This is a genomic window from Streptomyces sp. NPDC107575, assembly GCF_055657265.1.
The window spans coordinates 518,122-540,103 of record NZ_JBVKBG010000006.1 but is presented as its reverse complement, the minus strand read 5'-3'; the positions used below and the strand labels follow the sequence as shown (position 1 = coordinate 540,103).

The window sequence follows — 21,982 nt, the reverse complement described above, 5'->3', positions numbered from 1 at the left end:
GAGGCGCAGGGCGACAACACTCAAGCCCCGCCGGAGATCGAGGCGCAGGGCGACAACACTCAAGCACCGCCGGAGATCGAGGCGCAGGGCGACAACACTCAAGCACCGCCGGAGATCGAGGCGCAGGGCGACAACATTCAAGCCCCGCCGGAGATCGAGGCGCGGGGTCCGGGGCGGAGCCCCGCGACGTCGGCACGGCCGACCGTCACGCCCGCATGGGCCGGCAGATGCACCGTAAAAGCCGTACGGCCAACCGCACTCTCGACCGACACAGACCCCTCATGCGCCGCCGCAACAGCCTGCACGATGGCAAGCCCAAGCCCCGTGGACCCCGCCTTCCGGGACCGCGAGGAGTCACCGCGCGCAAACCGTTCGAAGACGTGCGGCAGCAACTCCGCCGGGATGCCCGGCCCGTCGTCCTGGACGTCGAGGCAGACCCAGGGCCCGTGCCGGTGCACGCGAGCGGTGACCGTCGTACCCGGTGGCGTGTGCGTACGCGCGTTCGCGAGCAGGTTGACCAGGACCTGGTGCAGACGCGCGGAGTCGGCGAGCACGGTGGCCGGCTCGTCGGGCAGCTCCAGGCGCCAGTCGTGCCCCTGCCCCGCGGCACGGGCGTCGCTGAGCGCGTCGACGACCAGCGGCGACAGATCCGTCGGCTCGTACGACAGCGGTCTCCCCGCGTCGAGCCGGGCGAGCAGCAGCAGGTCCTCGACGAGCCCGGTCATCCGGTCCGCCTCGGACTCGATGCGGCCGAGCGCGTGCCGGGTGTCGGGCCCCGGCTCCTCGCGGCCGCGCCTGGTCAGCTCGGCGTAGCCGCGGATGGAGGCCAGCGGCGTACGCAGCTCATGGCTGGCGTCGGCGACGAACTGGCGCACCCGCGTCTCGCTCTGCTGGCGCGATTCGAGGGCGCCGTGCACATGGTCGAGCATCCGGTTGAGCGCGGCGCCGACCTGGCCGACCTCGGTCCTGGGGTCGGCCTCGGACTCCGGGACACGTTCGTAGAGGGTCACCTCGCCGCTGTGCAGCGGGAGTTCGGAGACCCGGGTCGCGGTCGCGGCGACGCGGCGGAGGGGCCGCAGATTGACGCCGACCATGATCGCCCCGGCGGCGCCGGCCGCCACGAGGGCCGCGCCGGCGACCAGCAGCTCGGTGACGATGAGCTTGTTGACGGTGGAGTCGACCTGGGCGGTGGGGCGGCCCACGTAGAAGTCGCCGTTGGATCCGGAGACGTACTGGACGCGGTAGCTGCCGAGGCCCGGCAGGTCGACGGTGTGCATGGACTTGTCGTCGCTCTGGGGGACGTCCTCCAGGGCGTCGAGCACGGACTGCGACAGGCCGTCGGTCCGCAGCTGCCTGCCGCCCTCGGGGTTCGTCGCCTCGACGCTGACCTTGCCGTCGGTGGCCTGGCCGCCGTCGACCTCGGCGCCGAGGGTCCCCGCGGGGGAGCCCAGGGTCACGAACGCCAGGTCGCCGAAGTCCTTCTGTCCCATGGGGCCCGCCCCGGGGAAATCGCCCTTCGGCCCGCTCGCCCGCATCGCTATGCCGCTCACCTGCTTGTCGAGCTCGTCGTACAGGTACGAGTGCAGCGAGACGGCGGACACGACACCGATCACGGACGCCACCACGGCCATCAGCGCGACGGCCGTGACGACGAGCCGGGTGCGGAGCGTCTGGGGCCGGCCCCTGCGCTTCACGACGCCGTGGTGGCGGCCATGGCCGGCTTGATCAGGTAACCGGCGCCGCGCCGGGTGTGGATCATCGGCTCGCGCCCGGCGTCGATCTTGCGCCGCAGGTAGGAGATGTAGAGCTCGACGACGTTCGCCTGCCCGCCGAAGTCGTAGCTCCACACGCGGTCCAGGATCTGCGCCTTGCTGAGCACGCGGCGCGGATTGCGCATGAGGAAGCGCAGCAGCTCGAACTCGGTGGCGGTGAGGTGGATGTTGTCCCCGCCCCGCGACACCTCGTGGCTGTCCTCGTCCAGCATCAGATCGCCGACGACGAGCACGGACTCGCTGCGCCGGTCGGCGGCGCCGGTCCTGCGGATCAGCCCACGAAGCCGCGCGACGACCTCCTCGAGGCTGAACGGCTTGGTGACGTAGTCGTCGCCGCCCGCCGTGAGCCCCGCGATCCGGTCCTCGACGGCGTCCTTCGCGGTCAGGAAGAGCACGGGGATCTCGGGCAGCTCGCGGCGCATCCGGCCGAGGACGCTGAGCCCGTCCATGTCCGGCAGCATCATGTCGAGCACGACGGCGTCGGGCCGGAACTCGCGTGCGGTCTGCACGGCTCCGGACCCGTCGCTCGCGGTGCGGATCTGCCAGCCCTCGTAGCGCAGGGCCATGGACAACAGCTCGGTGATGGACTGCTCGTCGTCCACGACAAGCACCCGGACGGGGCTTCCGTCCGGCCTCAGCAGTTCGGTACGCCCCTGGGGCGAGGTCGCGGTCATGGCACAAGCTTGCGATGCGCCTCTGAGAGCACCCTTTCCCGAACCTGTGAAAACTCTGAGAAACGCATAAGGGATCGGGGGCGGCCGAGGAGGGCCCGGGGGTCAGCCGAGCCCGAACAGCCCGGCTGCGTTCTCCCTGCACACGGCCCGTACCCAGTCGTCCCCGAGCCCGAGCCGCTCGATGGCCTCCAGCTGGTGGACGTACGGATACGGGATGTTCGGGAAGTCGCTGCCGAGGAGCACCCGGTCCCCGAGATCGGCGAGCCGCCCCAACTCGTCCCGGGGGAAGGGGGACTGCCGCTCGACGAAGTCGGTGAACGCCATGGTCGTGTCCAGCCGGACCTCCGCGTACCGCTCGGCGAGTTCGAGGAAGTCCGTGTACTCGGGCATCCCCATGTGCGCGACCACCAGCGGCAGCCTCGGATGCCGGGCGAGCAGCCGGGCGATCGGCTCGGGCCCGGTGTGCTTTCCGGGCGCGGGTCCCGAGCCGCAGTGCGTCACGATCGGCGTCCCGGCCTCGGCGAGCAGCCCCCACACGGGGTCGAGCAGCGGGTCGTTCGGGTCGTAGGCCCCCACCTGCACATGCGCCTTGAACACACGCGCCCCCGCATCCAGCGCCTCGCGCACGTACGTCTCGACGCCCGGCTCGGGGAAGAAGGTGGCGGTGTGCAGACAGTCGGGCGTGCGGGCGGCGAAGTCGGCCGCCCACTCGTTCAGCCAGCGCGCCATGCCCGCCTTGTGCGGGTACAGCATCGAGGTGAAGGCCTGGACCTTGAACTCCCGCAGCCTGGCCAGCCGCTCGCTCTCCTCCTCGCGGTACGTGATCGGCCACTCGGTCCCGACGAGCGGCCCGGCGGAGTCGAAGTACGCCCACACCTTGCGGAGCACGCGCTCGGGCATGAAGTGGGTGTGCACGTCGACGAGCCCGGGGAGCCGGTACCGGTCGAGGAAGTCGGCGACCTGTTCGGCCTCCGAGGTCGCCTCGCCCACGTCACTCACATCGCCCACGTCACTCACGTCACTCACGTCACTCACGCTCGAACTCCTGGCTGCGCTCGACCTTCGCGACGTGCACCGTGTACCGCTCGTACCACTCGGCGCGGCCCTGCTTCTGCACGGCGCGGTGCTCGCCGACGGAGCGCCACTGCTCGATGGCGGCGGAATCCCGGAAGTACGAGACGGTGATCCCGAGCCCACCGGGGTTGCGCGCGGACTCGTGCCCCAGGTACCCCGGGATCTCCTTGACGAGCTCGTCCATGCGGTCGGCCGCCTCCCCGTACCCGCGGTCCCCCGGGGTCCGCACGGAGCTGAACACCACGACGTAGTAGGGCGGTTCGAAGGCGGGCAACGGCCGGGGCGCCGCCGCCCCGTCAGCCACATCGGCGTGATCACTCATGTCCGTACGATCTCTCGTTCCCGTGCGCGAGGAAAGGGAATTGCCCGAACGGCAGGGTCTCTCAGAACAGCCCGCCCTGCACCGCCGGCACCTCCCGCACCTCGGGCCCCGCCCCACCGGGCCCCTCCGGCGCGCGCTCCAACGGCCACCCGGCCAGCACCCGTGCGTCCACGACCAGCCGCCGCCCGTCGTCCCCCTCCACCAGATGCAGATCGGGCCCGGCCGCGGCAACGACCTCCCCCGCCACGACGGCCCCTTCGCCGAGCCCGCTCACGACCGCATCGACACGATCGATCCCCGCGAGCCCAAAAACCTCCCCGTGATCCACCACCCGGCACGGCAGCCGCTCCAACGAATCCGGCCAGCCGTCGAGCCCCGCCGCGACACCGTGCGCCCGCACCAGCTCGGCGCCCCGCTCCTCGACCCCCGGCAGCCCGCCCCGCACGGCACGCTTTCGCTCGTACGGAATCCGGTCCGGCACCCCGAGCGCCACCCGCAGCAGCTCCTCGGCCCGCCGCGCCGCCATCAAGGGGCCCCGCCCCAACCACGTAAAGGCGACGGCTCCCTGCTCCAGCAGCCGATCGCTCCCCCTCCGGGTCCCCGTGATCCCCACCTTCACGAGCCCGTCCCCGAACCACGCCAAATACACGTGGTACGGCCTCGGGTCGTCGGCGATGGTGTCCGCGGCCACGGACCGCGCCCGGTCGATCCCGGCACACTCCGCGCACTGCGCCCGCGTCCCCCGCACCGGCACGGCGTCCCGCCCCGGACAGACGGTCCACCGCCCTCCCCGCCACACCCCGAGGCACCGCCGCTCCCCGCCGACCCGGAACGCGACGCTCTCCCCGAACCGCACCCCGCTCTCCCGCTCGCCCCCGCCGTCCCCGACCCACCCGAAGACCGGCCCGCCCCCACGCCACCGCATTCCGGTGCACCACCACGTCATACGAGCCAGGATGACGCACGGCACTGACAACACCCGCAAAACGCAAGAGGCCCCGGATTGCTCCGGGGCCTCTTGTCGGTGTGCACTCGGCAGGATTCGAACCTGCAACCTTCTGATCCGTAGTCAGATGCTCTATCCGTTAAGCTACGAGTGCTTGTCTTTTCTTTTTTTGTTGTCTCCGTTCCCGGCCTTTCGGCCCGTCCCGGCGACAAGAAGAACATTACATGACTGCCGCCGCCATGTGAAATCCGATTGCCCCACCCCCTCTGACCTGCACAAACGCACTCCTGGGTGGCGGGCGGTGACACCCGGGAAGCACCGAAGCCCCGGTCCTGGTGGACCGGGGCTTCGGATCTTGCTGCGGAGGCGGAGGGATTTGAACCCTCGATGGGGGGTAAACCCCAAACCGCATTAGCAGTGCGGCGCCATAGACCGGACTAGGCGACGCCTCCAGCACAGTCCCCTCTCGCGCGGACGCGATTGGGTGCGTGCAGATGATGACACAGCGGAGCGCCGCGTCACCAATCGCCCCCCACGGTACTAGGAGGGCAGGCCACAGGGCAAAGCCTGGGGTGTCGGGCCGCAACGTCGGGGTGGGTACGGGCGTTGAGCACGGCATGTTCATGCGCATCTCTTCCCGAATGCTCGGCTCCGTCGCGACCGTCGTCGGTCCGCTCGCCCTCCTCGCGGCCACCCCTGTCGCCGCGCACGCGGACGCGGGCGCCGGTCTCGGGCCCGGACTCGACCACCTGACCGTCACCGTCACCGACTCGGACAACGGCAGCGACGGGACGTACGAGCTGGACTGCTCGCCCGTCGGCGGGACGCACGCGGATCCCGCGGCGGCCTGCGGGCGGCTCGAGGAGCTGGAGGCAGAGGGCGTCGACCCGTTCGCCCCCGTGTCCGCCGACGCCCGCTGCACCATGCAGTACGGGGGCCCGGCCACCGCCCGCGTCACGGGGAACTGGCACGGGCGCGCCGTCGACTCCTCCTACGCGTTGAGCAACGGCTGCGAGATCTCGCGGTGGCAGCAGTTGGAGCCCGTGCTGCCTGCGACGGGACCGTGACCCTCGGTCCAATGGTCACAGGCTCGTGACTCGGCCCGCTCGGGATCCCCACATCCTCTACGTGGGCTCCGTCGCATCCGGCGCCTCTCGTCCAACCACTGCCCGTAGACTCCCTCCCGTGATACGCCGCGGACCACGAGGCAGGATGGTCCGCGCGGTCGGCAAGTCGCAGTAATCAGGGAGGAACCGTCGTCGTGAGCAGCAGGCCATCCCGAGGCGCTGCTCGCCTCGCAGCCATACTTGACGCGCTTCCGGACGGGCTGTTGCTCGTCAACACCAACGGAACCGTCGTCAACGCCAACTCCATCGCCCTGGAGTCCTTCGAGGCCCCGGGCACGGCACTTGTGGGGCGCGGCCTGCTCGACCTCCTGCCCGAGTTCGACTCGCGGTTGATCCCCGGCTCCATGCGCCGGCCGGACACCGTGACCGACGAACGCGGGCGGACCAAGCCGACGCGGATGACCGCGCGGCGCACCGACGCGAGCGAGTTCCCCGTCGAGGTGACCTCCGCGAACCTCTCCGACGGCGCGCGCGACGCGGTCGATCCGTACAGCACCGGCGGCGGCCAGGCGTACAGCGGCTCCGAGCTGCTCATGCTCGTCGTGCGGGACCTGTCGGGAGCCGTCGACACCGAGGCCGAACTGGCCCGTTCGCAGCGGCAGACCGAGATGATCCTGCGCGCCGCGTCCGAGGGCGTCGTCGGCACCGACACCGACGGGCGCATCGTGCTCGTCAACCCCGCCGCGGCGCAGATCCTCGGCTTCCGGGCGAGCGACCTGGGCGGCCAGGAGCTGCACCCGCTCATCCTGCACTCGCGTCCGGACGGCGAACCGTTCCCGTACGAGGAGTCCCCGCTCGCCGACACGCTCCGCTCCGGGCGCAAGCACCGGGTGCGCGGCCAGGTGCTGTGGGCCAAGGACGGCTCCAAGGTGCCCGTCGACATGACGACGGCCCCGGTGCGCGACGGGGACCAACTGGTCGGCGCCGTCATGACGTTCGCCGACCGCAGCTCCGTCGAGAAGCTGACCGTCGAGCACGCCGAGGAGATCGCCCGGCGCGACGAGGCCGCCGAGAAGGAGCGCGAGGAGCGCGCCGCGGAGCTGCAGCGGGTCACCGAGGAGGGCGCTGCCGAGCTGCAGCGCGTCACGGACGAGAGCGCCGCCGAGCTGGCGCGGGTGCGCGAGGAGCTGGGTTCCGAGCTCACCTCCGTGCGCGAGGAGCTGACCGGTGAACTCGCTGCGGTCCGCGAGCAGCACGCCGAGGAGCTGTCCGCCGAGAAGGAGCGGGGCGCCGCGCTCGCGGAGCGCGAGAAGGACCGTTACGAGGCGCTGGCCGCGCGGCACACGCAGCTGCTCGCCGTGCTCGGGCAGTCGCTGCGCGGGCCGTTGGACGAGCTGCGGCACGAGCTGAGCCAGCTCGCCGCCGACGACGCGGGCCAGCTGTGGCCCGAGGCCAACCAGGTGCTGCACCACCTGGCCGCCGGGTACTCGCGGATGACGACGCTCGTCGACAACGTGCTGGCCTACCAGACCTTGGACGAGGGCGGTTCGCTGCTCTCCCGTACGAACGTCATGTTCGACGCCGTCGTCGCCGCCGGTGTCGACGGGGCGGTCGAGCTGATCGGGCCCGGCCGCGTGCAGTTCGCCGTGCACGCGCCGCCGATCGAGGCGGAGGTGGACGCGGGGCGGCTCGCGACCGCGCTCGCGCACCTGATCGCCGACGTCGCCGGGATCGACGCGACCGGCAATGCCCGGACGCCCGCCACCTCCGGATACGTCGACTCGACCGTCGTCGTGGCCGCCGCGCAGCGGGGCGCCAACGTACGCATCGAGGTGCGCGGCCCCTACTCGGGCGGCGACCCGGTGCACGAGCCGATCGTGCACGGCATCGTGCGCGCGCACGGCGGCGTGCTGCAGACGCACGAGGTGCCGGGGATGAGCGGCAGCGCGTACGTCCTCGAAGTGCCGATCGGGACGGGGGCCGGGGCCGGAGTCGTTCCCGCCGCCGGTGTCGTTCCCGACGCCGCTCCCGGTGCCGGCGGTCTTCCCGAGCAGGAGGCCGGGCCCGCCGGGGCCGGCGACGGCGTGCCCGCCCAGGCCAGTGTCTCCGTCGAGGCCTCCGAGGCAGCGGAGTCGCAGGATGCCTCCGCCGAGGCGAACGCGAACCTTCCCGCACAGGCCACCGGTGGCGGCAGCAGGCGCCGCAGGGCGCGGCGGGCCGCGGGGCCCTCGACGGACGCGTTCCTGGAGAGCAGCGTGTCGGGTGCCGAGCAGTCGGCACCGGCCCCCTCCAGCGGTACGGGCCGCAGGCGCGGACGGCCCGCCCCGGAGGAGGCCGCCGCCCAGGGCGCCGTGGTGACCGCGGCCGAACACGAGACGAGTTCCCCCGCCTTGGGCGACACGGTGCCGCCGCAGGGCGTGCCCGCGCCGACCGGGCGCAGGGCCCGGCGCGCCGGTGGTCAGGAGCAGGCCGCCCTGCCCGCGCTGCCCTCCGGTGCCGCTCCCGACGGTCAGCAGGGCACCGAACCGGCTCAGGGCGAGCTGGAGTTGGCCGGTGCCGGTGCCGCGCAGCCCTCCGGGCGGCGGGGGCGGCGCGCGCTCGGCAGCGCGCAGCCGGCCCAGGACACGCAGAACGCACAGGCCGCACAGGGCGCTCCCGCAGGTGGGCAGCAGGCGAGGGCACCGCAGCAGGCGGGTCCGCGCGAGGTGTTCGCGCTGCCGCCCGCCGAGGCCGACCGCACGCCGCAGGCCCTGCCCGAGACCGAGGCGCAGCCCGAGGCGTCGGCCGATGTGCAGGCCGAAGCGCGGCCCGATGTGCAGCCCGAGGTGCAGCCCGCCCCCGGTGGCGTACCGCAGGACGCGCAGGCGGCCCCGCAGGAGAGCGGCGCGCTGCCGCAGCCCCTCCCGTTGCCGGACGAGGCGCACCAGCACGACACCGCCGAGGCGCACCCGGCAGCGGACCACACGCCGCCGCAGCCGCACCCGGCGCAGCCGACGCCCGCCATGGGCACGCCCACGGCCGGTGGCCCCGGCTCCGCGCTGCCGCCGGAGAACAAGCCGGGCGGCGAACCTGCGGAGAACGGGCCCAAGGAAGCGGCACCGGGCCAGGCCCAGGACCAGCCCAAGGACACGGCCGCGAACCAGGCCGAGCCCCAGCCGGCGCCGCAGCCGACACCCCAGCCGACACCGCAGCCGGGGGCCCAACCGGAGCCCCGGTCGGCCCCCCAGCCCGGCCCGCAGGCGGAGGCCCAGCCCGAGCCTCAGCCGCAGAGCGCCCCGGCCGACGAACCGGAGAGCGCGCCGGCGCCCCCGGCCGAGAGCACCCCGGCTCCCGCCGCCCAGCCGCTGCCCGCCGAGGCCCCGAAGCCGCAGGCTCAGGACCAGGCCCCGTCCGGTGACACGAGTTCGACGCAGGGGCGTGCCTTCAGCGTGCGGACGCTGGGGCAGGGCGTGCCGTTCGGGCGCCAGGTCGCCTCGCAGCAGCGCCGTCCGCAGCCCCCGGCTCCCCAGCCTCTTCCGCCGCAGGCCCCGCCGCGGCCGAGCACCGCGCCGCAACAGGCCCCTGCGCAGGGCCAGACGCAGGGTGGTTCGGGGACGTTCGGCGGCTCCGGCACGCTCGGCGGTTCCGGGCGGCGACGCAAGCTGTCCAACCGCCAGGAGAACCGTCAGGAAAGCCGCCAGGACGCCCGTAAGGAGCAGCCCGACACCGGCAGTACCGCGCAGCCCCCGGCGCAGAACACCCCCGCGCAGGCCGCCCCGGCGCCGGGCACCCCGCCCCAGGGCACCGCTCAGGGCACGCCTCCGCAGGGCACGCAGGCCCGGCCGCACCCGCAGCCGCTCCTCTCGCCGAACGCCTCCGAGGGCGGTGGCCGTGCCTATGCGATCGGCGCCCCCGAGCAGGACGGCGTCGAGGGCCCGGAGCCGCTGGACGGCCCCGGTGGCGCCGTCGAGGTCGCCAACCGGCCGCAGCCGATGCCGATGGACGACGAGTTGCCGCCCGAGCCGCTCGACAATCCGCGCCGACTCCTCGTCTGGCCCGCGCCGGACGTGGCGACGCAGCAGGCGCTGAGCGACCGCGGCTACCGCCCGGTGACCGTGCACTCCCGTGAGGAGGTCGACGCGCAGATCGCGGCGTTCCCCGCCGCGCTGTTCGTGGACCCGCTGACCGGGCCGATCACGCGGACCGCGCTGCAGTCGCTGCGTCAGGCGGCCGTCGCGGCCGAGGTGCCGGTCCTGGTGACCGCGGGCCTCGGTCAGGCCTCGCGCGACGCCGCGTACGGCGCCGACCCCGCCGTACTGCTGAAGGCGCTCGCCCCTCGGGACAGCGAGCAGCACCCGCCGCGGGTGTTGCTGATCGAGGAGCACGAGGAGATCGCGCTCGCCCTGACCGCGACCCTGGAGCGGCGCGGGATGCAGGTCGAGCGGGCCGCGAACGACGCGGACGCGGTGGCCATCGCCTCCGAGCTGCACCCGAACCTCGTCGTGATGGACCTGCTGCAGGTCCGTCGCCGCCAGGCCGGCATCATCGACTGGCTGCGCGCTAACGGGCAGTTGAACCGCACGCCGCTCGTCGTCTACACCGCAGCCGTCGACCACGCCGAACTGCCGCGGCTCGCGGCGGGGGAGTCGGTGCTGTTCCTGGCGGAGCGTTCGACGAGCTCCGAGGTGCAGGGCCGGATCGTGGACGTACTGGCGAAGATCGGCACGAACTGAGCCTCAACACACTGATCCTCAACTGACAAACGGGGGCGGCCCTTTCGGGCCGCCCCCGTTTCACGTGAAACAGGCCGTCACAGCGTGGTGATGTCCAGGTCTCCCTCGGCGTACTGCTTGCGCAGCACCTTCTTGTCGAACTTGCCGACGCTGGTCTTCGGGACCGCGGGGATGATCGTCCAGCGCTCCGGCAACTGCCACTTGGCGACCTTCTCGGCGAGGAACGAGCGCAGTGACTCGAAGTCGGCGGCGGCCCCCTCCTTCAACACGACGGTGGCGAGCGGCCGTTCGCCCCACTTGTCGTCGGGCACGGCGACGACCGCGGCCTCGGCGACGTCCGGGTGGGACATCAGCGCGTTCTCCAGGTCGACGCTGGAGATCCACTCGCCGCCGGACTTGATGACGTCCTTGGCGCGGTCGGTGAGCGTGAGGAAGCCGTCGGGGCTGATGGTGCCGACGTCGCCGGTCTTCAGCCAGCCGTCCTCGCTGAACTTGTCCTCGGGGCGCAGCGGTTCGTTGCCCGCACCCGCGTAGTACGCGCCCGCGATCCAGGGGCCGCGCACCTCCAGCTCGCCCGCGGACTCTCCGTCCCAGGGCAGTTCCTCGCCGCCGGGGCCGGTGAGCCGCCCCTCGACGCCGGCCGGGAAGCGGCCCTGCGTAAGCCGGTACGCGAACTCTTCCTCGCTGCCCGGCTCGGCGCTCGCCGGGGGACGGGCGACGGTGCCGAGCGGTGAGGTCTCCGTCATGCCCCAGGCGTGGCAGACCCGCATGCCCAGGTCGTCGAAGGCCTTCATCAGCGAGGGCGGACAGGCCGCGCCGCCGATGGTGACCTGCGTGAGCGTGGAGACGTCCCGCGGCTTGGCGGTCAGCTCGGCGAGCAGGCCCTGCCAGATGGTGGGGACGGCCGCGGCGTGCGTGGGGCGCTCGGACTCGATCATCTCGGCGAGCGGCGCGGGCTGCAGGAAGCGGTCCGGCATCAGCATGTTCACGCCGGTCATGAACGTGGCGTGCGGCAGACCCCAGGCGTTGACGTGGAACTGGGGGACGACGACGAGCGAGGTGTCGGCGTCCGTGAGGCCCATCGACTGCGTCATGTTGACCTGCATGGAGTGCAGGTAGATGGAGCGGTGCGAGTAGACGACACCCTTGGGGTCGCCCGTGGTGCCCGAGGTGTAGCACATGGCGGCGGCGCGGCGTTCGTCGAGCTCGGGCCAGTCGTACGTGGTCGGCCGGTCCGCGATCAGCTCCTCGTACTCGTGCACCCGCGCGGCGGCGCCGTCGAGCACGGAGCGGTCGCCGGGCCCGGACACCACGATGTGCTCGATCGTCGGAAGCTTCGAGAGCAGCGGGGCGATCATCGGGAGCAGCGAGCCGTTGACGATGACGACCTTGTCGGCGGCGTGGTTCACGATCCACGCCAACTGCTCGGCGGGCAGCCGCAGGTTGAGCGTGTGCAGGACCGCGCCCATGCACGGCACGGCGAAGTAGGCCTCGACGTGCTCCGCGTTGTTCCACATGAGCGTCGCGACCCGGTCGTCCTCGCGCACGCCGAGCTCGTCGCGCAGCGCGTTCGCGAGCTGGTGGGAACGCTCGGCGGATTCGCGGAAGCTGCGGCGGTGCGGCTCGCTCTCGCCGGTCCACGTGGTGATCTGGGACGAACCGTGCACCCGCGAGCCGTGTTGAAGAATGCGGGTCACGGTCAGCGGTACGTCCTGCATCGTGCTCAGCACGGCGTCCTCCCGGTGGGCGCTACGGAGCAGTAGGGTTCCGCTGATTCTCACTGCATACCGGCCGGTATGTCACTACTTCCCGGGATGATCGATCACCGAATCACCCAGGATTCACCGCTGGTCACGCCGTGTGCCGCAGTTCCGGGTCCTCGCGGAGCTTGCCGAGCGCCCGCGACACCGCGCTCTTCACCGTGCCGATGGAGACGCCGAGCACCTGGGCCGTCTGGGCCTCGCTCAGGTCCTCGTAGTAGCGCAGGACGACCATCGCCCGCTGCCGGGCGGGCAGCTTCGTGATGGCGCGCCACATCGCGTCGTGCAGTGCCTGCTGCTCGGCCGGGTCCCCGGTGGGCGTCTCCCGGTGCTCCGGCAGCTCGTCGCAGACGAACTCGTCGACCTTGCGCTTGCGCCACTGCGACGTCCGGGTGTTCAGCAGGGCCCTGCGCACATAGCCGTCGAGCGCCCGGTGGTCCTCGATCCGGTCCCACGCGACGTACGTCTTCGCGAGCGCGGTCTGCAACAGGTCCTCGGCGTCGCACGGGTTCGACGTCAACGACCGGGCGGTGCGCAGCAGCACGGGCTGGCGGGCCCGGACGTACGACGCGAAGGACGGGTACGTCGCGGGCGCCGGGCGCGGCGCGGGCTGGGTGCGCTGCGCGGCCTCGGGTGCGCTGCTGCGGACGAGCGCCAGGGTTGCGGTCATGGCTCCACGCTATGAGCGCCCCCTACTTCCGGGGATCGGCCGGAGGTCCCGAAGCGGCGTCCGCCTCAGGTTGTACGAGGGGTGCTGGCCCCACCTCCTGAAGGTGGAGTCAGGGGTGAGGTCCCCTGGGGGACGGCCCTGACTCTCGCGCGTCCGGGACCGGGCCGGACGCCCGGCGTCAGCCGTCCGCCCCCAGGATCAGGCCCGAGGTGGGGACCCCCGTGCCGGCCGTGACCAGCGTGGTCGCCGCGCCGGGTATCTGGTTCACCGCCGTGCCCCGCACCTGGCGCACGCCTTCCGCTATGCCGTTCATCCCGTGCAGATAGGCCTCGCCCAATTGTCCCCCATGGGTGTTGAGCGGCAGCCTCTCCTCCGCCACGAATCCGGCGGACTCGCCCGGCGCGCAGAACCCGAACTCCTCCAGCTGCATGAGCACGAACGGCGTGAAGTGGTCGTAGAGGATGCCCACGTCGATGTCGTCCGGCCCGAGGCCCGCCGTGCGCCACAGCTGCCGCGCCACGACGCTCATCTCGGGCAGCCCCGTCAGCTCGTCCCGGTAGAAGCTCGTCATCTGCTCCTGCGCCCGGCCCGCTCCTTGGGCCGCGGCCCGGATCACCGCGGGCGGGTTCGGCAGATCGCGGGCCCGCTCCACGCTGGTGACGACGATCGCCTGCCCGCCGTCCGTCTCCTGACAGCAGTCGAGCAGCCGCAGCGGGTCGACGATCCAGCGCGACTCCGCGTGGTCGGCGAGCGTGATCGGCTTCTCGTAGAAGTACGCCGCCGGGTTCGTCGCCGCGTACTTGCGGTCGGTGACCGCGACATGGCCGAAGGCCTCGGGGGTCAGCCCGTACGTGTGCAGATAGCGCTGCGCCGCCATCGCCACCCAGGACGCCGGGGTGAGCAGGCCGAACGGCAGGTTCCAGCCGAGCGCCGCGCCCTCCGCCGACGGCTCCCTGTGCTGCACGCCCGAGCCGAAGCGTCTGCCCGAGCGTTCGTTGAAGGCGCGGTAGCAGACCACGACGTCGGCCACGCCGCTCGCCACCGCGAGAGCCGCCTGCTGGACGGTGCCGCAGGCCGCGCCGCCCCCGTAGTGCACCCGGGAGAAGAAGGAGAGCTCCCCCATGCCCGCGGCCTGCGCCACGGTGATCTCCGGGTTGGTGTCCATGGTGAACGTGACCAGGCCGTCGACATCGGCCGGGGTGAGGCCCGCGTCGTCGAGCGCCGCGTGCACCGCCTCCACGGCGAGCTTCAGCTCGCTGCGTCCGGAGTCCTTGGAGAACTCCGTGGCCCCGATGCCGACGATCGCGGCCTGTCCGCCGAGCCGGTCCTTGCCGCGCACGCTCATGCCGCGCTCCCTTCGGGGACGGTGACCGTGACCGTGCCGGTGACGTGGCTGCCGATGCCGTTCTTCCCGACGACCTTCACCTGTGCCGTGTCCCCGTGCACCTCGGCGATCGTGCCGCTCAACACCATGGTGTCGCCCGGGTAGTTGGGCGCGCCGAGGCGTATCGCGACCTTGCGCAGGACGGCATCCGGTCCGAAGTGGTCGGTGATGTAGCGCCCCACAAGACCGTTCGTCGTCAGGATGTTCATGAAGATGTCGGGGGAGCCCTTCTGGTGCGCCAACTCCGCGTCGTGGTGCACGTCCTGGTAGTCGCGCGACGCGATGGCCCCGGAGACGATCAGCGTCCGGGTGATCGGAATCGTCAAGGGCTCCAGCTCTTCTCCGGCCTTCATACGGCCTCCCCTTCGTCGCCCGCGCCCGCTCCCGACGCGATCAGTTCGCCCAGCTCCTCCAGGAGTTCGGCGCCGCATCCCAGATAGCCGTCCAGCTGCCGGCCCCACAGGAAGTGCCGGTGCACCGGGTGGTCCAGGTCGGCGCCCATGCCGCCGTGCAGATGCTGGCCCGTGTGCACGACCCGCTTGCCCGCCTCCGATGCCCACCAGGCCGCGGTCAGCGCGTGGCTCTCGTGGTCGAGCCCGGCGTCGCGCCGCCAGGCCGCCTCGTAGGCGGTGACCCGGATCGCCTCGATGTCCATGTACGCCTCCGCGGCGCGGAGTTGGACGCCCTGCTTGGCGGCGAGCGGCTTGCCGAACTGCTCCCGCTCGTTCGTGTAGTCCACGGCCCGGGCCAGCGATCCCGCGCAGACCCCGGCCTGCAGCCCGGCGAACGCGGTCCGCGCGGCCGCGAGCACGTCCGCGCAGGCATCAGGACCGCCGATCCGCTCGGCCGCCACGCCGTCGAGCACGAGCCGCCCCGCCGACCAGGGCGCGGTCAGCTCGACCGGCTCGCACCCGGCGTCCTCCGCGCGGATCATCCACAGGCTGTGGACAGTGCTTCCGCTTTCGCCCCGCACCGCCACCAGTACGTGCGTCGCGTCCCGCAGCCACGGCACCCACGGCACGGCCCCGCTCAGCCGTGCCCGACCGTCCGGCAGGGCGTCCACCACGATCCCACCGCGCGCGGGAAACGCCCCCGTCGCCACGGCCGAACCGTCCCGGAGTCCCGGCAGCAGCCGCTCCCGCTGCTCGTCCGTGCCGTGCGCCGCCACCGCCAGGAGGCCGTACACACAGCTCGCGGCGAACGGCACCTGCGCCGTCGTCCTGCCCTGCTCCTCCAGCATCAGGGCGAGCCCGAGCAGCCCGGTCTCCTCCACGGCGCCCGGCAGGCCCGCCGCGCCCAGCTCCTTCCAGAGTTCGCCGTCCGTGCCGCCGCCGAGGCCCGCGAGCCGCTCCGGCGTGGACAGATCGCCGAAGATCCGCTCGGCGAGGTCCCGCGCCGCCTCCTGCTCCGGGGTGGGGGTGAAGTCCATGTCAGTCCCCCTCGACGACGCGGAAGACGGGCAGCTCCAACTCGTCGTCCACAGCGAGGAATTCGAGGCGTACGGGCATCCCGATGCGCACCTTGTCGCTCGGCACCCCCACGACGTTGCTCACCATGCGCACGCCCTCCGCCAGCTCGATGAGCCCCACCGCGTACGGAGGGTCGAAGGCGGGGAAGGGCGGGTGGTGCATGACCACGTAGCTGTAGACGGTGCCCTCGCCGCTCGCCTCGACGGTGTCCCACTCCTGCCCGCCGCAGGTGTTGCACCCCGGCAGCCAGGGGAAGCGCAGCGTCTCGCAGGCGCGGCAGCGCTGGACGAGCAGCCGGTGGTCGGCGACGCCCTCCCAGAACCCCGCGTTGTCCCGGTTGACGACGGGCCGCGGCCGCCGGCTCTTGTCCTTCTTCGCCGCCGCGCCGCTCGAACTCCGCTTGGCCGGTGTGTACTTCAGGATGCGGAACCGGTGCGTCCCCGCGAGCTCCTCGCCCACCCGGACGTTCATCCGCGTCGTGATGAAGTGCCCCGTGCCCAGCTTCGTCGTCTTCAGCGGCGAGATCGACTCGATCACCGAGTCGTAGGTGATCGCGTCACCGGGCCGCAGCGGCCGCAGATACTCCTGCTCGCAGTCGGTGGCGACGACCGAGGTGTACCCCGCGCCGTCGAGCAGCGCGAACAGCTCGTCATGGGCGGGCGAGCGCCCCTCGTAGCTGGTCAGGCCCGCCATCGTCCAGGCCTGCAGCATGGTCGGCGGCGCGATCGCGTCCGGCCCTGCGTAGGCGGGGTTCGTGTCGCCCATGGCCTCGCACCAGTGCCGGATCATCGGCGCGTTCACCGGGTCGAGGCCCGCGGCCTCGGTGGCCGCCACCCGCCCCTCGAAGGTCTTCAGCTTCTCGTACGCCAGGGGCTCGTGCCCCATGAACTCCTGCCCCGCAACTCCCGCGCTCACCGCTTCCCCCTCCGCATCCCGAGCCGCATCGTCGCCACGATCTCGCGCTGCACCTCGCTCACCCCGCCGCCGAACGTGTTGATCTGCGCCGCGCGGTTCATCCGCTCCAACTCGCCCTCGCCCACCCCCGCTTCACCACCGAGCGAACCGGGCGAACCGGCCCGCACCCACCCGGCGTCGCCCGCGATCTGCTGACATATTCGATACGTCTCGACCGCGGATTCCGTTCCCGCGAACTTCACGCCGCTGGCGTCCCCGGGGGCCAGCCGGCCCGCCCCGACATCCCCCACCAAACGCCAGTTGAGCAGGCGCGTTGCCGCCAGCCGGGCATGCGCTTCGGCGAGTTGAGAACGGACCCAGGGCGAGTCAACGCGGCGCTCGCCCGTCACCGGATCGGGGGTACGGGCGGCCTCGGCCACCCGTTCGTAGAAGTCCTCGGCCTGCATCCCGATCGCGGCGAGGGCGACCCGCTCGTGGTTGAGCTGGTTGGTGATCAGCCCCCAGCCCGCGTTCTCCTCGCCGACGAGGTTCGAGCCGGGGACCCGGATCCCGTCGTAGTACGTGGCCGTCGTGGTCAGGCCGCCGACGGTGTCGATCGGGGTCCACGAGAAACCGGGCGCGTCGGTCGGCACGAGGATGATCGAGATGCCCTTGTGCTTGGGCGCCTCCGGGTCGGTCCGGCAGGCGAGCCAGATCCAGTCGGCGTTCTGCGCGTTCGACGTGAACACCTTCTGCCCGTCGATCACCCAGGAAGCACCTTCATCGCTCCCTTCGTCGCGCACCGCGCGCGTGCGCAGGGACGCGAGGTCCGTGCCCGCCGACGGCTCGCTGTAGCCGATCGCGAAGACCAGGTCGCCCGTGAGGATCCGGGGCAGGAAGTAGGCCTTCTGTTCCTCGGTGCCGTACTTCATGAGGGTCGGGCCGACCGTGTTCAGCGTGACCATGGAGACCGGCGCGCCGGCCCGGTACGCCTCGTCGAAGAAGACGAACTGCTCGTCGGCGCCGCGGCCCTGGCCGCCGTACTCCGTGGGCCAGCCGAGCCCGAGGAGGCCCTCGGCCCCGATGGCGCGCAGCAGCCGGCGCTGAGCGGCCGGGTCGTCCGCAGCCGGTGGACCGCTCGGCATCAACGTTCGGAATCTCTCACGCAGTTGAGCGCGCAGCTCGCGCTGGCGCTCGGTGGGGGCGAGGTGCACGGCGGCTGCCCTCCAGGACTGGCCTCGTACCGACAAGGGTTTCTGACTGTCCGTCAGATACCGATGGGTGTCAAGAGATCAGCACGCCACCGCCCCGGCGCGATGCCACCGGGCCCGCACACACGCCTGCGCGGCGGCGCCGAAGCACCGCCGCGCAGACTGTCACGCACCCCACGGAAGACCCCCGCAGCGCAGGAGCCGGTGGCTCACCAGAGCTCGGTGAAGTTCACGTTGACGTTCGACTGGTCGATCGCCGTGAACCCGGAGCCGTTCACCTGAGCCTCGTTGTTCTGGTTCGAGGCGCCGTTGCCGACGGCCTGCTGCTGCGTGGTGGACGAGTTGCCGTAGTTGTCGTCACCGACACCACTGCCGTTGACCGTCGCCACCCCCGCGTTCGATCCGTTGTCCGCGAAGGAGCCGTTGTCGGCCATGGCCACTCCGGAGAAGAGTGCTGCCGCAAGGGGCAGAGCGGCGACGGCGGCGATGGCGCGGGCAGTACGGATGGAAGCCATGTCTGTTCCTCCAGGAGCAAGAAGTACGCTCCGGGCGCCCGGACGAGATCCGGACACCCGTCAAGTACGGGATGTACCAAGGCAGTTGGCCGACCGCCCCGGCGAAGTTCACGACGTCGCGAGATCAGAATTGCCCACCGAATCCCCGGCGAACCACCCCGGAAGCCGCGATTCGCTCGCAAGCGTGAGGACATGTCGATAAACCCTCTTCACCACCAGAAAACCCCAGCTCAGGCCGGAGTGCGCCACCTCGGGACTAGCCGTGACCAAGCAGCCCAAACGACGAAGCGTTTCAGCACATTTTTGGTAAATGCTTCCCTCGGATGACCGGCCCCACTTCCCTTCTTCGAACGTACGTACGAAAATGAAGCCATGGCCACCATGGACCGGCACCCGCCCCACTGCCCACCCCACCCGTCCCTCGCGACCCTGGCCCTCGCGCACGCCCTGTCCGCCGCCGAACGCGGGCTCGCCGTCATCCCCCTGGCCAGGACCAAGCTCCCGGCGCTGCCCTCGCCGCACCGCGGCGACCCGCCGACGGCCCCGCGCTGCCACGGCGAATGCGGCCTCCCGGGACACGGCGTGTACGACGCGTCGACCGATCCGCGCCGCATCCGCGCGCTCTTCGCGGCCGCGCCCAGGGCGACCGGCTACGGCATCGCGTGCGGCCTGGCCCCGCACCACCTCATCGGCGTCGACCTGGACACCAAGTCCGGCACCGACGCCTCCGCTTCCCTGCGTGAGCTGGCCTTACGGCATCTCTTCACGATCCCCGACACGGTGGTCGTGGCCACCCCGAGCGGCGGCCGGCACCTGTGGCTCTCCGGCCCGCCGGACGCCGTGGTGCCCAATTCCGCGGGCCGCCTCGCCCCCGGCATCGACATCCGGGGCGCGGGCGGCTACCTCGTGGGGCCCGGTTCGCGCACCGAGCACGGCGTCTACAGCACGGTCCCCGGCACCGGGCACCTGCCGCCCGCCCCCTGCCCACCGGCGCTCCTGCGGCTGCTCACGCCCCCGCCGCGCGCGCACCACCCCATGACGGGCCGCCCCGGTCAACACGGTCTGGGCCTCGTCCAGTTCGTCCTCAGCGCCCACGAGGGCCAGCGCAACACCCGCCTCTTCTGGGCGGCCTGCCGGGCGTACGAGAACGGCGTCGGCGACACCCTCGCGGACGCCCTGGCCGACGCGGCGGTGCACACGGGCCTGACCGAGCGGGAGGCCCGCTCCACGATCGCCTCGGCGGCCCGCCTCACGGCGGGACCGTAACGCCCCCCGAACACGAGTGAGCCCCCGACCCGGGTCCCGGTTCCGGGGGCTCACTCAACTGTGCGGTGGGTGTGGGATTTGAACCCACGGAGGCTCTCGCCTCGACGGTTTTCAAGACCGCCAAGGGTGCGGGGTATATGTGCTGGTCAAGGGCTACCTTGACACCTTGACGGCAGCTACTGGCCCACGCATGGCCCATACCTGCGCGAATCAATCATGAGAGGTGCGCCCGCCAATCGGGGAGACGACTGTGCTTCGCAGGTGGCGGGTCGGTCTGGAAGGGGGTGCCGCCCTCGGCCCAAACCCCGGCTTTGGTTTGCTGAATCCCTGCCTCCGCAGTGGCGCCTTCTCCGCCCTGCGGGGATAACCTGGACAGGTACCGTGAGTCGCCCGGGCCGGGTGGAACCGGCCATAGCGGCGGCTTCGGCGGGTAGTTCCCGGATCGAGGCGAGAGACAGCATTTCCGTCAGCGGGCATGAATCGGCTCTCTGGAGCCATCACCCCCAATCGCGTGTCTCTCGGTGCGTTCCCTCCGGGCCGGGACCCCGCTTGCTGCGGTGCGTCCGGGAGGCAACGGAAACGGACTGTGAATGTCTGCTACCCGGCACGACGTTCTGGCTGCCCAGGCCGTACTCGACCTGGCCTCCCGTCCGGACGGCTTCGATGTACTGGAACTGCTGCATGATCTGACCGCATACGTGGTCTCCCTGCTGGGCGTGCGCTCGGCCGGTATCACGATCCTCAACGAGTCCGGCGAGGTCGACTACGTGACCGCCTCCGACGAATTATGTCGACGGCTGGAGGAAGACCAGATCGAACTGGACGAGGGCCCCTGCCTGGACAGCGCCCGTACCGGAACCGCGCTGGAGCCGGTCCTGCTGCGCGCAGCCCATCCCAGCCACACCCGCTGGCCCCGTTTCACCGTCCGCGCCCTGCACGCCAACATCACCTGCGTCGCCGCGGTCCCTCTGCGCACCCCCCAGCATCAAGTGGGCGCCCTCAACCTGCTGAGCACGGGACACGTGCCCAGCAGGGAAGACCTGTCCCTCGCGCAGAGCCTGGCCGATGCGGTCGGGATCAGCCTGCATCACCGCCAGGCCCTGCTGGCCAAGGACGAGATCATCAGCCAACTGGAAACGGCCCTGCAGTCCCGAATCGTGATCGAACAGGCCAAGGGCATACTCGCCTCCCACCTGGGCATCGATGTGGACGAGGCCTTCACCCATCTACGCCAGCACGCCCGCTCACGGCAGCAGAAACTCACCGAGCTGGCCATTCAGATCACCCGCGGAGCAATCCCGGCCGAACTCGACTCGGCGACCTGACATGCCCCGCCCTGAGCGGGACGGCGCCGCGGACGGCGTCCCGCAGCCCCAGGATGCCCTGGGCGAATTCCTGGCCAGTGCACGCTTGGCCACCCGCAACGGAGACGGCCCGAACACCGCTATCCCACCCGGCACCGCCCGCCTGTTCGGCCTGGACGCCCTCACCCTGAACATGCTCACCGACGACAACCATCTCGAACTGTTGTGGTGCGACCCGGCCAAGGGCCTGGGCCCGGACCTGGATGCCCTGCAGTACTCGTTGGGCGACGGCCCCACCCGCGAAGCCGCACAGCTCGGCCACACCGTGACCGAACCGGACGTGTCCGCCACCGCCCCTGCCCGCTGGCCCCTGTTCACTCCCGCCGCCGCCAGCACCCCACTGTGCGCCGTCATCGCCGTACCGCTCCACCTGGGCGCCGCCACCATCGCTGTCCTCACCGGCTACCGCACAACCCCCGGGCCCCTGACAGCCGCCCAACTCCGCGGCCTGGACCGTCTCGGACACGCCCTGGTCAACCTGCTGCACACTGCATTGATCACCCCGGCCGATGACAGCACCATGGTCAATCCGCTGCGCCTGTACCGGGCCGAAGTCCACCAGGCCACCGGCTTCCTCGCCCACCAACTCGGCATCTCCATGAGCCAGGCCCTCCTCTACCTGAGGGCCCACGCCGCCGCCCACGACCAGAGCCTGGCCACCCTCGCCCAAGCTGTGCTCGCCCGCAGCCTGCCCCCCGACACTTTCGCCCCACCGCAATAGCGCCCCGGCGCCCACTCGCCATACCGGAACTCGGGGTGGCGAGCGGGCAGGTCATAGGCGCAGCGGGCACGGTCAGGCCTCGGCGTGATTGAACTGTCCACGGGTATAGGCCATCAGAGACATGGCGTAGTACCTTCGCGACGATAGGACGCTGAACAGGT

The 21,982-nt window shown here is 71.7% G+C and carries 18 protein-coding genes and 3 tRNA genes; 5 read left to right on the top strand and 16 right to left on the bottom strand.

Going from position 1 to position 21,982, the window contains the following annotated elements:
* Positions 1–137 precede the first annotated feature (137 nt).
* The 7 genes from ACZ7L4_RS31930 to ACZ7L4_RS31900 all read right to left on the bottom strand — a co-directional run bounded on the left by ACZ7L4_RS31930 (position 138) and on the right by ACZ7L4_RS31900 (position 5,240).
* Positions 138–1,631, bottom strand: coding sequence for a HAMP domain-containing sensor histidine kinase (locus tag ACZ7L4_RS31930; RefSeq protein WP_472108171.1), 1,494 nt, complete (start codon positions 1,629–1,631; stop codon positions 138–140).
* Between the two features lie 59 nt (positions 1,632–1,690).
* Complete coding sequence (locus ACZ7L4_RS31925) at positions 1,691–2,446, bottom strand: response regulator transcription factor (protein WP_472108031.1); 756 nt, start codon at positions 2,444–2,446, stop codon at positions 1,691–1,693.
* Between the two features lie 102 nt (positions 2,447–2,548).
* The gene (locus ACZ7L4_RS31920; protein WP_472108169.1) at positions 2,549–3,436 is read right to left on the bottom strand and encodes an amidohydrolase family protein; all 888 of its coding nucleotides are present in this window, start codon (positions 3,434–3,436) and stop codon (positions 2,549–2,551) included.
* Positions 3,437–3,473: 37 nt separating this feature from the next.
* Entirely contained in the window at positions 3,474–3,842 is a 369-nt protein-coding gene (locus tag ACZ7L4_RS31915) for an antibiotic biosynthesis monooxygenase family protein (protein ID WP_356386306.1), read from the bottom strand.
* 61 nt (positions 3,843–3,903) lie between these two features.
* Complete coding sequence (locus ACZ7L4_RS31910) at positions 3,904–4,788, bottom strand: DUF2797 domain-containing protein (RefSeq protein WP_472108029.1); 885 nt, start codon at positions 4,786–4,788, stop codon at positions 3,904–3,906.
* Positions 4,789–4,869: 81 nt separating this feature from the next.
* Positions 4,870–4,942 (bottom strand) — tRNA-Arg (locus tag ACZ7L4_RS31905).
* Between the two features lie 207 nt (positions 4,943–5,149).
* Positions 5,150–5,240, bottom strand: a tRNA-Ser gene (locus ACZ7L4_RS31900).
* A 171-nt stretch (positions 5,241–5,411) separates the two neighbouring features.
* On the opposite strand from ACZ7L4_RS31900, the gene ACZ7L4_RS31895 reads away from it, so the two are divergent.
* Together ACZ7L4_RS31895 and ACZ7L4_RS31890 are read left to right on the top strand one after the other, a co-directional pair.
* Positions 5,412–5,855 carry an SSI family serine proteinase inhibitor gene (locus ACZ7L4_RS31895; RefSeq protein WP_472108027.1) on the top strand — a complete coding sequence of 148 codons (444 nt, stop codon included), beginning with the start codon at positions 5,412–5,414 and terminating at the stop codon, positions 5,853–5,855.
* A gap of 194 nt (positions 5,856–6,049) precedes the next feature.
* Positions 6,050–10,567: a PAS domain-containing protein gene (locus ACZ7L4_RS31890; protein ID WP_472108025.1), complete on the top strand. Its 4,518-nt coding sequence runs from the start codon at positions 6,050–6,052 to the stop codon at positions 10,565–10,567.
* 77 nt (positions 10,568–10,644) lie between these two features.
* Here the strand turns inward: ACZ7L4_RS31890 and ACZ7L4_RS31885 are convergent, their stop codons facing one another.
* The 8 genes from ACZ7L4_RS31885 to ACZ7L4_RS31850 all read right to left on the bottom strand — a co-directional run bounded on the left by ACZ7L4_RS31885 (position 10,645) and on the right by ACZ7L4_RS31850 (position 18,470).
* Positions 10,645–12,297, bottom strand: coding sequence for a long-chain fatty acid--CoA ligase (locus tag ACZ7L4_RS31885; protein WP_472108024.1), 1,653 nt, complete (start codon positions 12,295–12,297; stop codon positions 10,645–10,647).
* A gap of 121 nt (positions 12,298–12,418) precedes the next feature.
* Positions 12,419–12,997, bottom strand: a complete 579-nt coding sequence (locus tag ACZ7L4_RS31880) for a SigE family RNA polymerase sigma factor (RefSeq protein WP_472108022.1) — start codon at positions 12,995–12,997, stop codon at positions 12,419–12,421.
* Positions 12,998–13,175: 178 nt separating this feature from the next.
* Complete coding sequence (locus ACZ7L4_RS31875) at positions 13,176–14,342, bottom strand: lipid-transfer protein (protein WP_472108021.1); 1,167 nt, start codon at positions 14,340–14,342, stop codon at positions 13,176–13,178.
* Positions 14,339–14,734, bottom strand: a complete 396-nt coding sequence (locus ACZ7L4_RS31870; RefSeq protein WP_472108019.1) for a MaoC family dehydratase — start codon at positions 14,732–14,734, stop codon at positions 14,339–14,341. Before ACZ7L4_RS31870 ends, ACZ7L4_RS31875 begins: the two co-directional genes overlap by 4 nt.
* Positions 14,731–15,810: an acyl-CoA dehydrogenase family protein gene (locus ACZ7L4_RS31865; RefSeq protein ID WP_472108018.1), complete on the bottom strand. Its 1,080-nt coding sequence runs from the start codon at positions 15,808–15,810 to the stop codon at positions 14,731–14,733. The genes ACZ7L4_RS31870 and ACZ7L4_RS31865 overlap by 4 nt, the downstream gene beginning before the upstream one ends.
* 1 nt (position 15,811) lies before the next feature.
* Positions 15,812–16,735 carry a bifunctional MaoC family dehydratase N-terminal/OB-fold nucleic acid binding domain-containing protein gene (locus ACZ7L4_RS31860; RefSeq protein ID WP_472108168.1) on the bottom strand — a complete coding sequence of 308 codons (924 nt, stop codon included), beginning with the start codon at positions 16,733–16,735 and terminating at the stop codon, positions 15,812–15,814.
* Positions 16,736–16,761: 26 nt separating this feature from the next.
* A complete protein-coding gene (locus ACZ7L4_RS31855) occupies positions 16,762–17,958 on the bottom strand; it encodes an acyl-CoA dehydrogenase family protein (protein ID WP_472108016.1) in 1,197 nt (398 codons plus the stop codon).
* 206 nt (positions 17,959–18,164) lie between these two features.
* Positions 18,165–18,470, bottom strand: coding sequence for a hypothetical protein (locus ACZ7L4_RS31850; RefSeq protein WP_472108014.1), 306 nt, complete (start codon positions 18,468–18,470; stop codon positions 18,165–18,167).
* Positions 18,471–18,842: 372 nt separating this feature from the next.
* Between ACZ7L4_RS31850 and ACZ7L4_RS31845 the strand changes: the two genes are divergently transcribed.
* Positions 18,843–19,736 (top strand): bifunctional DNA primase/polymerase, encoded by an 894-nt coding sequence (locus ACZ7L4_RS31845; protein ID WP_422475556.1) that lies wholly within the window; start codon positions 18,843–18,845, stop codon positions 19,734–19,736.
* 61 nt (positions 19,737–19,797) lie between these two features.
* Here the strand turns inward: ACZ7L4_RS31845 and ACZ7L4_RS31840 are convergent.
* Positions 19,798–19,926, bottom strand: a tRNA-Ser gene (locus ACZ7L4_RS31840).
* A 400-nt stretch (positions 19,927–20,326) separates the two neighbouring features.
* Between ACZ7L4_RS31840 and ACZ7L4_RS31835 the strand changes: the two genes are divergently transcribed.
* On the top strand, positions 20,327–21,061 hold the full coding sequence (locus ACZ7L4_RS31835) for an ANTAR domain-containing protein (RefSeq protein WP_472108012.1): 735 nt from the start codon (positions 20,327–20,329) through the stop codon (positions 21,059–21,061).
* A gap of 1 nt (position 21,062) precedes the next feature.
* Complete coding sequence (locus ACZ7L4_RS31830) at positions 21,063–21,821, top strand: GAF and ANTAR domain-containing protein (protein WP_472108011.1); 759 nt, start codon at positions 21,063–21,065, stop codon at positions 21,819–21,821.
* The last annotated feature ends 161 nt before the right edge of the window (positions 21,822–21,982 follow it).

Bases quoted from the DNA above. Each gene is read 5' to 3' on its own strand.
- ACZ7L4_RS31930 (WP_472108171.1), bottom strand. From the start codon at position 1,631: ATGGCCGTGGTGGCGTCCGTGATCGGTGTCGTGTCCGCCGTCTCGCTG.
- ACZ7L4_RS31870 (WP_472108019.1), bottom strand. From the start codon at position 14,734: ATGAAGGCCGGAGAAGAGCTGGAGCCCTTGACGATTCCGATCACCCGG.
- ACZ7L4_RS31845 (WP_422475556.1), top strand. From the start codon at position 18,843: ATGGCCACCATGGACCGGCACCCGCCCCACTGCCCACCCCACCCGTCC.
- ACZ7L4_RS31915 (WP_356386306.1), bottom strand. From the start codon at position 3,842: ATGAGTGATCACGCCGATGTGGCTGACGGGGCGGCGGCGCCCCGGCCG.
- ACZ7L4_RS31830 (WP_472108011.1), top strand. From the start codon at position 21,063: ATGCCCCGCCCTGAGCGGGACGGCGCCGCGGACGGCGTCCCGCAGCCC.
- ACZ7L4_RS31910 (WP_472108029.1), bottom strand. From the start codon at position 4,788: ATGACGTGGTGGTGCACCGGAATGCGGTGGCGTGGGGGCGGGCCGGTC.
- ACZ7L4_RS31880 (WP_472108022.1), bottom strand. From the start codon at position 12,997: ATGACCGCAACCCTGGCGCTCGTCCGCAGCAGCGCACCCGAGGCCGCG.
- ACZ7L4_RS31875 (WP_472108021.1), bottom strand. From the start codon at position 14,342: ATGAGCGTGCGCGGCAAGGACCGGCTCGGCGGACAGGCCGCGATCGTC.
- ACZ7L4_RS31895 (WP_472108027.1), top strand. From the start codon at position 5,412: ATGCGCATCTCTTCCCGAATGCTCGGCTCCGTCGCGACCGTCGTCGGT.
- ACZ7L4_RS31835 (WP_472108012.1), top strand. From the start codon at position 20,327: ATGTCTGCTACCCGGCACGACGTTCTGGCTGCCCAGGCCGTACTCGAC.
- ACZ7L4_RS31860 (WP_472108168.1), bottom strand. From the start codon at position 16,735: ATGGGGCACGAGCCCCTGGCGTACGAGAAGCTGAAGACCTTCGAGGGG.
- ACZ7L4_RS31865 (WP_472108018.1), bottom strand. From the start codon at position 15,810: ATGGACTTCACCCCCACCCCGGAGCAGGAGGCGGCGCGGGACCTCGCC.
- ACZ7L4_RS31925 (WP_472108031.1), bottom strand. From the start codon at position 2,446: ATGACCGCGACCTCGCCCCAGGGGCGTACCGAACTGCTGAGGCCGGAC.
- ACZ7L4_RS31850 (WP_472108014.1), bottom strand. From the start codon at position 18,470: ATGGCTTCCATCCGTACTGCCCGCGCCATCGCCGCCGTCGCCGCTCTG.